We start from the raw sequence: 13,627 nt of genomic DNA, 5'->3' as shown, positions 1-13,627 counted from the left end.
GCCTCCCGGGCGCTATCACCAGTCGACGCCGCGCGGCGCGGAACCCTTCCAGTCGTCGGTCGGCCTTAAGGAGGACCACATGGCCCGGTACGAGACGGTCATCGGCCTGGAGGTCCACGCGCAACTGCGCACGGCCTCCAAGATATTCTGCTCCTGTTCCACGGCCTTCGGCGATGAGCCCAACGCCAACGTCTGCGAGGTCTGCTCCGGCATGCCCGGCGTGCTGCCCGTGCTCAACGCCAGGGTGGTGGAGTACGCGGCCAAGATGGGGTTGGCCGTGGATTGCCGCGTGAACCTGACCTCGGTGTTCGCGCGCAAGAACTATTTCTATCCCGACCTGCCCAAGGGCTACCAGATTTCGCAGTTCGAACAGCCCCTGTGCGAACACGGCCACGTGGACATCGAGGTGGACGGCCGGGTGAAGCGCGTGGGCATCACGCGCATCCATATGGAGGAGGACGCGGGCAAGAGCATCCACTCCTCGGCCGAGAACGCCAGCTTCGTGGACCTGAACCGCACCGGCGTGCCGCTCATCGAGATCGTCAGCGAGCCGGACATGCGCGGCCCCGAGGAGGCCGTGGCCTACCTCAAGTCCCTGCGCAACATCCTGGTCTACCTGGGCATCTGCGACGGGAACATGGAGGAGGGTTCCTTCCGCTGCGACGCCAACGTCTCGCTGCGGCCCTTCGGCCAGGAGGAGTATGGCATCCGGGCGGAGTTGAAGAACATGAACTCCTTCCGCCACGTGCAGAAGGCCATCGAGTACGAGGTGGCCCGCCAGACGGCCTTGCTGGAGGATGGCGAGTCGGTGATCCAGGAGACCCGGCTCTACGATGCCTCCAAGGGCACGACCCACTCCATGCGCGGCAAGGAGGAGGCCCACGACTACCGCTATTTTCCGGACCCGGACTTGGTGCCCGTGGTCATCGCGGCGGATCGGCTGGAGCAGTGGCGCTCCGAACTGCCCGAGCTGCCCAAGGCCAAGATGGCCCGCTTCATGGAGGGCTACGGCCTGGGCGAGGCCGACGCGGCCCGGCTCACGGCCGAGCGGCCCGTCGCCGACTACTTCGAGGCCGCCGTGGCGGCCTGGAACGAGCCCAAGAAGCTCTCCAACTGGATGATGGGCGAGTTCCTGCGCGAGATGAACCAGTCCGGCAAGGGCGCGACCGACTGCCGCATGGCTCCCGAATCCTTCGCCCGGCTCGTGCGCCTGGTCGAGGAGGGGACCATCAGCGCCAAGAACGGCAAGGATCTCTTCCAGGAGATGTTCCTGAACGGCGGCGATCCGGAGGAACTGGTCAAGGCCAAGGGCCTGACCCAGATTTCCGACACCACGGCCCTGGAGACCGTGGTGGACGGGGTGATCGCGGCCAACCCCAAGGAGGCCGAGGCCTACCGGGGCGGAAAGACCAAGCTCGTGGCCTTCTTCGTGGGCCAGGTCATGCGCCGGACCAAGGGCCAGGCCAACCCGGCCGTGGTCAACGAGCTGCTGGCCAAGAAACTCTCGTCCTGAGGAGCGGCGATGACCGATCACATTCAGTTTTCTCCGGAAAAGGACGCCCTGGTCCTGCTGGACCAGCGCCTGCTGCCCACCCGGGTGGAGTGGTTCGACTGCACGGGCACGGAAGACGTCTGCTTCGCGCTTAAGGTCATGGTCGTGCGCGGGGCCCCGGCCATCGGCGTGACGGCGGCTTACGGCTGCTATCTGGCCGCCCGCGAGACCGCCCGCGAGGGCGCGGCCGACTGGGCCAAGGCCCTGACCGCGCGCCTGGACCGGATCGAGAACGCCCGGCCCACGGCCGTGAACCTGGCCTGGGCCGTGCGCGAGATGCGCCGTGTCTGGGCCGAGCGCAAGACGTCCTCCCTGGACGAGCTGGCCGCCGTGTGGCTGGCCCGGGCCAAGGAAATTCACCTAGCCGACATCGAGATGTGCAAGGCCATGGGCCGCTTCGGCGCGGATCTCATCGACGAGGGCGACACGGTCATGACCCACTGCAATGCCGGAGCCCTGGCCACGGCGGGCTACGGCACGGCCCTAGGCGTGATCCGGGGCGCGGTGGACGCGGGCAAGAAGATCCAGGTCATCGCCAACGAAACCCGGCCGTTCCTCCAGGGCGCGCGACTCACGGCCTGGGAGCTGCACCGCGACGGCATCCCGGTGCGCGTGGCCTGCGACAACGCCTGCGCCTTGCTCATGAAGCGCGGGCTGGTGCAGAAGGTCGTGGTCGGCGCGGACCGCATCGCGGCCAACGGCGACGCGGTGAACAAGATCGGCACCTTCGGCGTGGCCCTGCTGGCCAGGAACTTCGGCATCCCGTTCTACGTGGCCGCGCCAGTCTATACCATCGACCCGGCCACGGCCACGGGCGACGACGTGCCCATCGAGGACCGCGACCCCCGCGAGGTGACCCACGTGGGCCAGACCCAGGTGGTGCCGGACGGGGTTTCCGTGTATAATCTCGCCTTCGACCCCACTCCGGCGGCGCTCATCGCGGGCATCGTCACGGAGCGGGGTGTGCTGCGCCCGCCCTACGGCGAGGCCATCCGCAAACTCTTCGCCTGAGCGCGAAAACGGAAACCATGCCTGCGACCATCGCACTCATCGGCCGGCCCAACGTCGGCAAGTCCACGCTCTTCAACCGGCTGCTGCGCAGCAACCGGTCCATCGTGCATGACCGCCCGGGCGTGACCCGCGATCGGGTCTACGGCGAGGTCCGCGAGGAGGACGTGCGTTACGCCCTCATCGATACCGGCGGCATGGTCCTGGAAGCCGAACCGGGCGGCGAGGGGTTCGAGCAGCCCATCTTCGAGCAGGCCCGCGAGGCCGTGACCGAGGCCCAGGCCATTCTTCTCGTGGTGGACGGCCGCGAGGGCCTGAGCCCCTTGGACCGGGACGCGGCGACCTTCGTGCGACAGAGCAACAAGCCCGCCCTGCTGGTGGTGAACAAGATCGACGGTGCGGAGCAGGAAGGCCTGCTCACGGCCGAGTTCCACGCCCTGGGCTTCGAGATCATGCCCGTGTCCGGGGCCCACGGCTTCGGCCTGGACTCCCTGCGCCGCCGCGTGGCCGAGATGGCCCGTGAACTGGAACCGGAGGAGCCGGGAGAGGACGATGCGGATCGGGGCCTGCGCCTGGCTTTGCTGGGTCGCCCCAACGCCGGGAAATCCTCGCTCATCAACGCCGTGATCCGCCAGAACCGGCTCATCGTCAGCGACGTCCCGGGCACCACCCGGGACGCGGTGGACGTCTCCTTCGAGGCCGGGGGCAGGCTTTATACCTTCGTGGACACGGCTGGCGTTCGTCGCAAGGCCAACATCGAGGACAGCCTGGAGCGGTTCACGGTCATGCGTTCGCTCAAGACGAGCAAGCGCGCCGACGTGACCATCCTGGTTCTGGACGGGGCCGAGCCGCTCTCGCGCCAGGACAAGCGGCTCATCGCCTTCCTGGACGCCGAGAAGACGCCCTTCTGCGTGGTGGTGAACAAGATCGACCTCATCGGCCGGGAGAACATGCCCGCGCTGCGCAAGCATTTCGAGGATGCCCTGCGCCAGGCCCCGCATGTGCCCGTGCTCTACGTCTCCACCGTGACCAGGGCGGGCCTGGGCGGTCTGCTGCCCCTGGTGGAGCGGATCAAGAAGGAGTGCGCCCTGCGCGTGGGCACGGGCCAGCTCAACCGGGCCGTTCGCGAGGCCATCGACCGGCACCAGCCGCCCATGGTCCATCGCCGCCGGGCCAAGTTCTATTACCTGACCCAGGCTGACGAGCCGGTGCCCACTTTCGTCTTCTTCGTCAACAATGCGGATCTCATCAAGCCCGCCTACACGCGCTACCTGGAGAACTCGCTGCGCAAGACCTTCGGCATCCGCATGGCCCCGCTGGAAGTGGTTTACCGCGCGAGCCACGAGAAGAAGGACGAGGACCGGAAAGGTTGACATCCCGGGTTGGGAGAGTGTACGGATTTCGACTCCGCCCGCACGGGCGGACGACCCGGAGAGGTGGCCGAGCATGGCTGAAGGCGCTCGCCTGCTAAGCGGGTATACTGGCAAAACCGGTATCGAGGGTTCAAATCCCTCCCTCTCCGCCAGACAACGATTCCCGGCTGTTTCGACGGCCGGGAATTTTGTTTTTCCAGCCCCGGAGGCGGGCGTCAGCGTCGATTTGGCGTTGCCGCGCCCCTCAGAATTCCCAGCGGCAGCCCGCCTCCAGACCGTGGGCCTGGAAATGGTCGGAGAGGGTTCCCGAGTACCGGAGGAAGCGCGTCAGCCCGGCGGCGTCGCGGTGGATGACTCCGGCGCGTAGGAGCAGTTCGTCGGCGGGCGAGTCGTCGCCGTAGGACGTGAATCCCTGGCTGTAGCCGCTGAACGAGGCTTGGATGCCCCGGTCGTCCAGCGGTGTGTCGCGCCGCCAGCCCAGGGCGGCCTCGGGCACAAGCGCGGCCCCGTTTCCCAGGTCCAGGTGGTTGGCCAGCGCCAAATCCGCCCCCGTGCGCACGGTCTGGGACGTGGCTGTCCGCACGTGGAGATCCAGATCCCCGGCTCCGTTCTCCGTGAAGGAGTTCTGCCGGTGCAGGCCGTACCCCAGTTCCACCGACGGGGTAAGGGTCCAGCCGTCCTCCCCTACAGGTACGCGTTTGCCCGCGCGAATGCGGACTCCGGCCCCTCCTCCAGTCTGGTCCGAGCGGGCCGTCCGATCCGCCACCGCAGACCGGATATGGCGTCTGGCGGAAGTGAAGGCCGCGTTCAGGCCGAGGTCGGCGTTGACGAACCACTGGGCCCGCCGCCAAAGGCCATAGAGCGTGAGGCTCACGGTGTCGGTGTCGCAGTCGCCGCCGTCCTGGTCCCAATCCAGCCGCGTGCGTGCATAGCCCACGCCGAATCCCAGCACGAATTCCCGTCCCAGGCGGCGGTCGGCTCCGGCGTGCAGCGCCGCCGTGACCGCCGAGTAGGGCGTGGCCTTCCGGGCATCGTCGCGCATGTATTCTCCCGTGCCCCGCAGCCAGAGTCCCCAATCGCCCGCGTCGGCGCGACGGCGACCCAGCCTCGGCAGTACGCCCGCCAGTTGTTCCAGGCCGCCCGCCGCCGCCAGCAGGACGGGGGCGCCCGCGTCGCCGTCCGCGAGCCCCTGGTCCAGTTCGTCGGCGCGCACGTCAATGGCGGCCTGCTGCAGGGAGATGGCCCGCTGGAAGATCCTGTTCAGGGCGTCGAAGCGGGCAGGTGAAAACTGGTCCATGGCCTGCGCCACGTCTGCCTGTCCTCCGGTGAACAGCATGGTGTCCAGGCTGTCGTAGATCCCCTCGAGATCGCTCCCCACGCGGGGGGCCAGGGAGTCCATGTACGCGCCCATGCCCGCCCCGCGCTCCCCGGAGGCGGCGAAGCCATAGGAGAGCACCGGTGTGGCGGCCAAAGGTTGGGCATTGACGTAGCTCGACGCCGGGAGCCAAGGATCGTTGGCGATGCCGGCGGGCGGCCTGTTGGCCATGGCCCGGTTCTGCAGGCCGCCGCCGTCGCCCCATCCAGCGATGGGGGCGGCTATACCCGTGTACAAGGCGTAGTTCGCGGGCACGATGACCTGGACGATGTTGGTGGGCATGGCGGGCAGGGCGAACTTGTCGCGGATCTGCGCGGAAGTGAGCCCACGCACTTCGCCGGCGCGCATCATCCACGACCCCACCGCCCCGGAAGGGTTCACGGGGTCCGTGGGATTGTAGAAACGAACGTACTGCTGCGTCCGGGTGAGACGGATGAGCGTCACGTCAGTGCCGGGGTCGAAGGGCGGTATGCCGCCCAGGATGGTGTTGATGGTTGCCGGAGCATAGACCCCATCCGGATTCGCGGCGTTGCCCACGAAGGCGCCCACGGGCTGGTCCAGAGTGCGCCAGTCCAGGGCCCTGGCCGGAAAAGGCGCCAGAAGAAGCGCCGCCAGAAGAGCGACCAGAAAAGGCGGGAGGCGGCGAGGAGGGAACGGCCCTGTCTTTTGGGTCACGGCACGGACGGTCATGACGTCATCCTTCATGGAACCGATTCCACACTTGGTATGGCATTCCGCAGAGATGGGCAAGGGGATGGAGCCGCCGAAACATCCGGCTCCGGAGCATGGTTTGGCGTCTACCCCTTCCCCGGCAGGAAGGTGGCCCGGAGGAAGGCCGGATCGAAGAAGCGCAGGGGATTGTCCACGCAGCGGTCCGGCAGGAGGTGGTACCAGCGGTAGCCGAGGTCGCGGAAGAGGGTGCGCGCCCTGGAGTGATGGCCGGTTTCGCGGGCCGCTGCCAGGGCCGCGTCGCGTTGGCAACGGGAGGCCGACACCGGGGCCAGCATCCGAGGATGGAAGCCCCAGCGATCGAGCATCCGTTTGATGCGCCGGTATTCCCGGTGGCGGCAGCAGGCGTCGGCCAAGCAGAGCAGGGCCAGACCGAGCCAGCCCGTGGCCGGAAGCGCCAGGCAGGCCCCGGCGATGACCGCGCCCTCGGCCAGGAATTCCAGGCTCAGGCCGCCGATGCCCGCGCCCACCAGGGTCGAAAGCGATCCCGTGGCGTAGGGCAGGGGCGCCACGCGGAAGAAGTGGAACAGAAAGGCCCGGGCGCGGGCGCGCAGGCGTGGAAGGGCGGGGGGACGGGCATTCACGAGAAAAAACTAGCCGAACATCCGACGCCGCGCAAGGCGGAGAGCTCCGCTCTGCCGGGGTGCATTCCCCGGGGGCGCGGAGCTTTACACGTTCACCTGTTGCGGACAATGATGGAATGGGGAAAAGGCCTCCGCCGCCCCATCAACCGTCACATAGGAGGGGAAGATGAAGAACAGCGTGAAAGTCCTTTGCTTCGTGCTGGCCTGGATGCTGCTTTCGCCGGTGTTTTCCGCCCGGGCCGAGGCCCGTTTCGGCCCCAGGATTCCCACGGCCTACTTCGTGACCAGCGGGGCGGGGCAATCCGACCAGGGCATCCCGCCGGACCCCTACGAGACCTTCTCCTACGATCTGGCCCTGCGCGAGGCGGGCATTGAGAACTTCAACGTGGTCTACTACACCTCGGTGCTGCCGCCGGAGTCCTATGAGGTGCCCCTGGCCGAGGCGCGGAAGTATTTTCGCCACGGCTCGGTGCTGGAGTCGATCATGGCCAAGGCCGGGGGCGAGAAGGGCGACACCGTGGCCGCCGGAGTCGGCCGGGTCTGGGCCCTGGACGGCGCGGGCAAGTCCATCGGCGGCTTCGCGGCGGAATACGAGCGGGTCTACGCGGGCCGGAAGGTCTCCAAGGAACAGGCCCTCGCGGACGCCAAGAAACAGCTCACGGCCTCGCTCCAGCACGAGTTGGACATCCGGGGACTGAAGCGGAAGGGCGAGCTGACCTTCGAGGTCGTCTCCCTGACCATTGAAAAGAACTACGGCATGGTCCTGGCGGCGCTCGGATTCGTGAACTTCATTTATCCCGATCCGTTTCCCTTGAAGGCCCCGGGCGAGTAGCGGCCCGGGACTGTCGGCGGGCGCCGCCGGAATCTTTACCGCGCGGCGCCCCGCAACGGTTTCCGCCCTTGCCAGACCCGGGAGACCGGGCGTAAGACGTCCTTCCGCCGCGATTCGCGGCGGACCGAGGACGCATCGTGACGCTCTCCACCTTTCAGCGCTTCGTGTCCGGTCAGACCGCGACGTATCTTTCCTACCATATGTTGAGCGTGGTCATCGGCTGGCAGGCCTACGACCTGACCGGGAGCCCGCTGGTTCTCGGTTTGGTGGGTCTCATGCAGTTCCTGCCCCAGTTTCTCCTGACCCTGGCGGCCGGACACGTGGCCGACAGCCATGACCGGCGGCGGATCACCGCCTCCTGCCAGATCATCGGGGCGCTGCTTTCCGCCTTGCTGAGCCTGGGCAGCCTCGCCGGGATCATGAACGAGCACGTCATTCTGGCTGCGGCCTGCCTGGTGGGCGCGGCCCGGGCCTTCGAGTATCCGACCATGCAGGCCCTGCTGCCGACCCTGGTGGAGGCCGGAGAACTGCCCAAGTGTCTGGCCGTGAGCGCCGGGATGCGCCAACTCGGCGTCATCCTGGGCCCGGCCCTGGGCGGCGTCCTGTACATCGCCGGGCCGGGAGCCGCCTATGCGGTCTGCGCCTGCTTCAGTCTGCTGGCCGCGACGGCCATGCTCTCCATTCGTTCCAAGCCCGCCGCTCCTCGTCGGGAGCCGGTCTCCTGGCGTTCGGTCCTCGAGGGCCTCACGTACATCCGGAGCAGGCCGGAGATCCTCGGGGCCATCTCCCTGGACCTCTTCTCCGTACTCCTTGGCGGGGCCACGGCCCTGCTGCCGGTCTTCGCCCGGGACATACTGGCCATCGGCCCCTGGGGACTCGGCCTGCTGCGCTCGGCCCCTGCGGCGGGCGCGGTGGCCATGTCGATCTTTCTGGCCCGCCATCCGCTCAAGCGGCGAGTGGGGCGGACCATGTTTCTGGCCGTGGCCACTTTCGGTCTGGCCACCGTCGTCTTCGGCCTTTCGCGTTCCTTCGCCCTGTCCCTGGCCGCCCTGATCGCGCTCGGCATGGCCGACATGGTCAGCGTGGTGGTCCGTTCCTCGCTGATCCAGTTGGAGACCCCGAACGACAAGCGGGGCCGGGTGAGCGCGGTGAACGCCGTGTTCATCGGCACCTCCAACCAGTTGGGCGAATTCGAGTCCGGGCTCACGGCGGCCTGGTTCGGCGTGGTCCCGGCCGTGGTGCTCGGCGGGGTCGGTACGCTGCTGGTGGTGGTCCTTTGGATGCGCCTGTTCCCGGCGCTGCTGCGCCGCGAGACCCTGGCCGCTCGCCGGTCCTAGCGCCGGTCCGGGCGGGGATAGAGTTTGGCTTCGGTGCGCTCCGGGTGCTTGGAGAGGTGCTTGAGGCGATTCACGGCCAAGGCGGCCTGACGCCGCAGGATGGCCCCCAGGTCCGAGCCCTCCCAGAGCCACGAGAAATCCGGATTTTCCATGATCCCCGGGCCGAGTTCGAAACCGTCGGGCGTTTCGGGCGCGAGACGCACGTCGCCCTCCTCCAGCCCAACCTCCGTTTCGAGGATTCCTCCCAGAAGATCGCGCAGCAGCCAGGCGAAGGCCTTGCGCACGTCCTCCGTCGACTCGGCCGTGTTCACCCGCTGCCGGTAGTCCTGGGCCAGCCTGTTTTCGATCTTGGTGTAGGACAGCATTCGCGACATTGGCATCCTCCCTGTTGTCGGTGACGGAAGGTTCCGGTTCCGCCATGATACCCGTTCCAGCGGGGAAGTGAAGGGGCGTCCCGCCTGATTCGTTGACAGGCCGTGAGCCCGTCGGTAGGGTCGTAAAAGATCGGACCCTTGGAGCATGGGCGGCCGCCCGGGCGGCCGGAGGAGCGGGATGAAACCCCTGCGCGCACGGTCCATTCGCACCCGGCTGCTGTTCCTGGTTCTGGCGGCGATCCTGCCCGCCATGGCCATCGTCTCGTATTCCGGCTTCGAACTGCGCGACAACGTGGTCCGCGAAGCCGAGCAGTACGCCCTGCGTCAGGTCCAGGCCATGGCCGCGCACCATGAGCGTGTGGTGGACAACGCCCGGCTGCTTCTGCTGACCCTGGCCCGGGCCTCGGAAATTCGGAGCATGGACGGCGCGGCCTGCCAGGTTCTGCTGGCCGACGTGCTCAAGCGCAACCCCACCTACCAGTCCCTGCAACTGGCCGCCGCCGACGGAAGGGTCGTGGCCGCAGCCCCCCTGTCCGGCCCGGCGGAGACCGACCAGCTTTCCTTCCAGGACGCCCTGCGCAGCGGAGCGTTCGCCACAGGCAAGTACACTCTCGATCCGGGTACGCGGCACGTGGTCATCCGCTTCGCTCAGCCCGTGGCCGACACCCTCGGCAGATCCGTGGCCGTGCTCACGGCCTCCTTCGACCTGAACGTCTTCGGGCGGCTCTTCCGCGACCTGCATCTGCCCGACGGCTGCATCTTCACTCTTACCAGCGCCGACGGAGTACGTCTGACCCGCTTTCCCGAAACCGAGAAATACACCTGGGTGCCGGACCTGAAGCGGATGGTCGAGCGCATGAGCGGTCCCCGGCAGGAAGGCACCTTCCTGGAGACCGGCGTTGATGGAGTCAGTCGTCTGTATGCCTTCAAGCGCCTGCATTTCCAGGGAGCGCCCTTCCCGCATCTGATGATCCGGCTCGGCATTCCCGTGGAGGAGGCCCTGGCCGGGGCGCGTTTCGTCATGGCCCGCAACCTGGGCCTGCTGGTCCTCACGGCGGTCCTGGCCATGTTCCTGGCCTGGCTTCTGAGCGAGTGGACCATCATGCGCAGCCTGCGCCGCCTGGTGGCCGCCGCCGACCGGCTGGGCGGAGGCGACCTGAAGACCCGCAGCGGCCTGTCCCACGACGAGGCCGAATTGGGCCTTTTGGCCAAGGCCTTCGACCAGATGGCCGAGGGGCTGGAGCAACGCGAGGAGCAGCGCCGCACGGCCGAGGAGGAGGTTCTGCGGCTGAACCGCGACCTGGAGGAGCGGGTGGAGCAGCGTACCCGGGAGCTGGCCGAGGCCAACCTGGATCTGCGGGAGGCCATGGACGGCCTGCGCCGGACCCAGAACCAGCTGGTGCAGTCCGAGAAGATGGCCGCCCTGGGCGGGCTGGTTGCCGGGGTGGCGCATGAGATCAACACCCCCGTGGGCATCGGCGTGACGGCCGTGTCCCATCTCGGGCAGAAGACCCGGGAGATCCGGGCGCTCTATGACAAGGACGAGGTGCGCCGCTCCGATCTGGAGGACTATCTGGCCGTGGCTCAGGAGACGGCGGACATGACTCTGGGCAACCTGGAGCGCGCCTCGGAACTCATCCGCAGCTTCAAGAAGGTCGCCGTGGACCAGACCACGGAGGAGCGCAGGCCGTTCAAGGTCCGGGAGTACATTGACGCGATTCTCCTGAGCCTGCGGCCCCGGCTGAAGAAGACCCGGCATCGCGTGGAAGTGCGTTGTGATCCGGACCTCATGGTGGAGAGCTATCCCGGTGCCTTCTCTCAGATCCTCTCCAATTTCGTGCTCAACTCCCTGACCCACGCCTTCGACGAGGGCCAGGAGGGACACATGGTCGTCGAGGCCGCGGTGTCCGACGGCCTGCTGACCCTGACGTATTCCGACGACGGCAGGGGCATGGAGCCGGAGGTGCTCCGGCGGGTCTTCGAGCCCTTCTTCACCACGGCCAGAAGCAAGGGCGGCTCGGGCCTGGGGCTGTCCATCGTCTACAACCTGGTGACCCAGACCCTGGGCGGGGTCATTTCCTGCGAGAGCGCCCCCGGCCGGGGCGCCACCTTCACCGTGACCGTGCCCTTGGGCCGGGAGGCCTGAGATGAGCCGCGCGGACGAATTCCTCTTCAAGGGCGAGGGCCGAGCCGCGTCCGAAGCGCCGCATCTTCAGCGCAAGGAGCCCTGGAAGCTTCTCGTGGTGGACGACGAGGAGGAGGTCCACAAGGTCACCCGCCTCGTGCTCACCGGTTTTTCCTACGACGACCGGAGCCTGGAGTTCCTGCACGCCTATTCCGGGGAAGAGGCCCGCCGGATGATCGCGGAGCACCCGGACACGGCCGTGATCCTCCTGGATGTGGTCATGGAGGATTACGACAGCGGGCTCAAGCTGGTGCGCCACATCCGCGAGGAGTTGAAGAACAAGTTCGTGCGCATCATCCTGCGCACCGGCCAGCCCGGGCACGCGCCCGAGAGCCGGGTGATCGTCGAGTACGACATCAACGACTACAAGGAGAAGACCGAGATCACGGCCCAGAAGCTGGTCACCACCATGGTCGCGGCTCTGCGGACCTACCGCGACATGCTGACCATCGAGGCCAGCCGCCGGGGTCTGGAGCGGATTCTCGCGGCCGCCTCGGACATCTTCCGCCTCGGCTCCCTGGAGACGTTCGTGGGTGGCGTCCTGACCCAGCTCACCTCGCTTCTGAACATTGAGGGCGACGCCTTCTACGGCCAGTTGCCGTTCTTCGCGGCCACCACCGACGACAGCGGGCTGCTCATCCGGGCCGCCAGCGGGAAGTTCGAGCGGTACGTGCGCCGACACGTCCGCGACCTCCCCGAGGAGGACATCCGCCGCTCCGTGGAGGAGGCCCTGGCCCATCGCGACGGCTCCTGCCGGGACGGCGGGCATGTGGAGTATTTCGAGAGCAAGACCGGCAGCCGGAGCGTCATCTACTTCGAGGAGTGCCGGGAACTGACCGAACTGGACCGCAAGCTGGTGGAGATATTCTTCGCCAACGTCTCCATCGGCTTCGACAACATCGCCCTGAACCAGGCCGCCGAGGAAAAGGCCCGCATCGCGGAGGAGGCCCTGCTGCAAGCCGAAAAGGCCAACCGCGAGGCGGTCGTGCAGATGGCCCGTCGGGCCGAGAGTCTGCAGAAGATTTCCCGGGCCGTGGCCCATCAGTTGCGCAATCCCATGACCGTCATCGCCGGATTCGCCAACATCCTGCGCGGCAAACCGGAGCTTGGTCCGCAATGCGGCGAGTATCTGGACGGCATCGTGGCCGCCGCCGGACGCATCGAGAAGATCGCCACGGCCGTGCAGGAGTACAACGCCATCCATTTGGGAGAGCGGCGGACGACGGAGGTCTCCGGCGTCCTGGCCGAGGCCCGGGCCCGCGCCGAACAGGCCGTGGCCGGACTCGTCCGACCCGTGACCTGGGAGGTCTCGGCCGGGGAGTCCTTGCGGGCCGTCCTGGACTCCGATCTCCTGGCTCAGGCCGTGGCCGAACTGCTGGTCAACGCCGTGGAGGCCCTGCCCGACGCGGGCGGGCGGGTCGGCCTCCGGGCCTGGGAGAGCGAGGGATTCCTGCGGATCGAGGTGAGCGACGACGGCCGGGGCATCCCCGAGAGCGAACAGGCCTACGTCCTGGACCCGTTCTACACGACCAAGCCGGTGGGCATCGGCATGGGGCTGACCCGGGCCGCCCGGATCGTCCAGGAACACGGCGGGACGCTTGCCCTGAGCAGTATGCCGGGGCACGGAGCCCGGGTGGAGATGATCCTGCCGTTGAATCCGGACGGCCTTCCCCTTTGACCAGCGCGGTCTTCCTGGGCTAGTGTGCCCGACCACGGAAACCATCCACGCCGACTCTCGGGAAGGAGAATCGCACATGAAACGCCTCGTCTTGCCGGTTTTGGTCCTGCTGCTCTTCTGCGTCCCGGCCCTGGCCCAGACTCTGACGCCTTTCAGCCAGTCCGAACTGGACAAGTACCTGATCGACTACCCGGCCGTGGTCAAGTTTCTGGACGAGCAGGGCGGGGGCATGGAGGCGCAGCAGCACGACATGCTGGCCGACATCCGCATGACCAAGGAATTCGAGGGGTTCTTGGGCTCCAAGGGCTGGAACACCCAGCGCTTTTTGTATGTGACCCGGCAGTTGGCCTCGGGCATCGTGGCCTTGCAGATGGCCGACCAGGGCCCGAGGATCCAGAGCGAGTTCGAGCAGACCAAGGCCGAGATCATGAAGAGCCCGGACCTCACGCCCGAGCAAAAGAAGCAGTTCCTGGCCCAGATGGAGCAGAGCATGGCCCAGACCAAGGCCATGGGCGACGCCTCCAAGCTGGCCCCCGGCGAGCTGGCCCTGATCAAGACGAACAAGGGCAAGATATTCAAGGCGTTCGAGATCGAATAGAT

General features: G+C 67.4%; 11 protein-coding genes and 1 tRNA gene. 9 read left to right on the top strand and 3 right to left on the bottom strand.

Going from position 1 to position 13,627, the window contains the following annotated elements:
* Positions 1 to 79 precede the first annotated feature (79 nt).
* The 4 genes from gatB to H587_RS0108525 all read left to right on the top strand — a co-directional run bounded on the left by gatB (position 80) and on the right by H587_RS0108525 (position 4,085).
* Positions 80 to 1,513, top strand: coding sequence for an Asp-tRNA(Asn)/Glu-tRNA(Gln) amidotransferase subunit GatB (gene gatB, locus H587_RS0108540; RefSeq protein ID WP_027175914.1), 1,434 nt, complete (start codon positions 80 to 82; stop codon positions 1,511 to 1,513).
* A 9-nt stretch (positions 1,514 to 1,522) separates the two neighbouring features.
* Positions 1,523 to 2,563: an S-methyl-5-thioribose-1-phosphate isomerase gene (gene mtnA / locus H587_RS0108535; protein ID WP_027175913.1), complete on the top strand. Its 1,041-nt coding sequence runs from the start codon at positions 1,523 to 1,525 to the stop codon at positions 2,561 to 2,563.
* Positions 2,564 to 2,580: 17 nt separating this feature from the next.
* A complete protein-coding gene (der, locus tag H587_RS0108530) occupies positions 2,581 to 3,933 on the top strand; it encodes a ribosome biogenesis GTPase Der (RefSeq protein WP_027175912.1) in 1,353 nt (450 codons plus the stop codon).
* A gap of 57 nt (positions 3,934 to 3,990) precedes the next feature.
* Positions 3,991 to 4,085: transfer RNA gene (locus H587_RS0108525), tRNA-Ser, on the top strand.
* A gap of 92 nt (positions 4,086 to 4,177) precedes the next feature.
* Here H587_RS0108525 and H587_RS0108520 read toward each other — a convergent pair.
* Together H587_RS0108520 and H587_RS0108515 are read right to left on the bottom strand one after the other, a co-directional pair.
* A complete protein-coding gene (locus tag H587_RS0108520; RefSeq protein WP_169432763.1) occupies positions 4,178 to 5,998 on the bottom strand; it encodes an autotransporter outer membrane beta-barrel domain-containing protein in 1,821 nt (606 codons plus the stop codon).
* Positions 5,999 to 6,105: 107 nt separating this feature from the next.
* Positions 6,106 to 6,621, bottom strand: coding sequence for a hypothetical protein (locus tag H587_RS0108515; RefSeq protein ID WP_245560848.1), 516 nt, complete (start codon positions 6,619 to 6,621; stop codon positions 6,106 to 6,108).
* A gap of 166 nt (positions 6,622 to 6,787) precedes the next feature.
* Here H587_RS0108515 and H587_RS0108510 point away from each other — a divergent pair, with 166 nt between their 5' ends.
* Positions 6,788 to 7,453 (top strand): pyruvoyl-dependent arginine decarboxylase, encoded by a 666-nt coding sequence (locus tag H587_RS0108510; RefSeq protein WP_051202575.1) that lies wholly within the window; start codon positions 6,788 to 6,790, stop codon positions 7,451 to 7,453.
* A 137-nt stretch (positions 7,454 to 7,590) separates the two neighbouring features.
* Positions 7,591 to 8,790: an MFS transporter gene (locus tag H587_RS17875; RefSeq protein ID WP_245560847.1), complete on the top strand. Its 1,200-nt coding sequence runs from the start codon at positions 7,591 to 7,593 to the stop codon at positions 8,788 to 8,790.
* Here the strand turns inward: H587_RS17875 and H587_RS0108500 are convergent.
* On the bottom strand, positions 8,787 to 9,164 hold the full coding sequence (locus H587_RS0108500) for a hypothetical protein (protein WP_027175908.1): 378 nt from the start codon (positions 9,162 to 9,164) through the stop codon (positions 8,787 to 8,789). The genes H587_RS17875 and H587_RS0108500 overlap by 4 nt on opposite strands.
* Positions 9,165 to 9,342: 178 nt before the next feature.
* Between H587_RS0108500 and H587_RS0108495 the strand changes: the two genes are divergently transcribed.
* The 3 genes from H587_RS0108495 (at position 9,343) to H587_RS0108485 (ending at position 13,625) form a co-directional block, all read left to right on the top strand.
* A complete protein-coding gene (locus H587_RS0108495; protein ID WP_027175907.1) occupies positions 9,343 to 11,310 on the top strand; it encodes a sensor histidine kinase in 1,968 nt (655 codons plus the stop codon).
* Position 11,311: 1 nt separating this feature from the next.
* Positions 11,312 to 13,027, top strand: a complete 1,716-nt coding sequence (locus tag H587_RS19625) for a DUF3369 domain-containing protein (protein WP_051202570.1) — start codon at positions 11,312 to 11,314, stop codon at positions 13,025 to 13,027.
* Positions 13,028 to 13,103: 76 nt separating this feature from the next.
* Entirely contained in the window at positions 13,104 to 13,625 is a 522-nt protein-coding gene (locus tag H587_RS0108485) for a hypothetical protein (RefSeq protein WP_027175906.1), read from the top strand.
* Positions 13,626 to 13,627 lie beyond the last annotated feature (2 nt).

Origin of the sequence: Desulfovibrio aminophilus DSM 12254 (assembly GCF_000422565.1) — a bacterium.
GTDB lineage: Bacteria > Desulfobacterota > Desulfovibrionia > Desulfovibrionales > Desulfovibrionaceae > Aminidesulfovibrio > Aminidesulfovibrio aminophilus.
The sequence above is the reverse complement of the archived record's forward strand: the minus strand, read 5'-3'. Positions and strand labels throughout refer to the sequence as shown.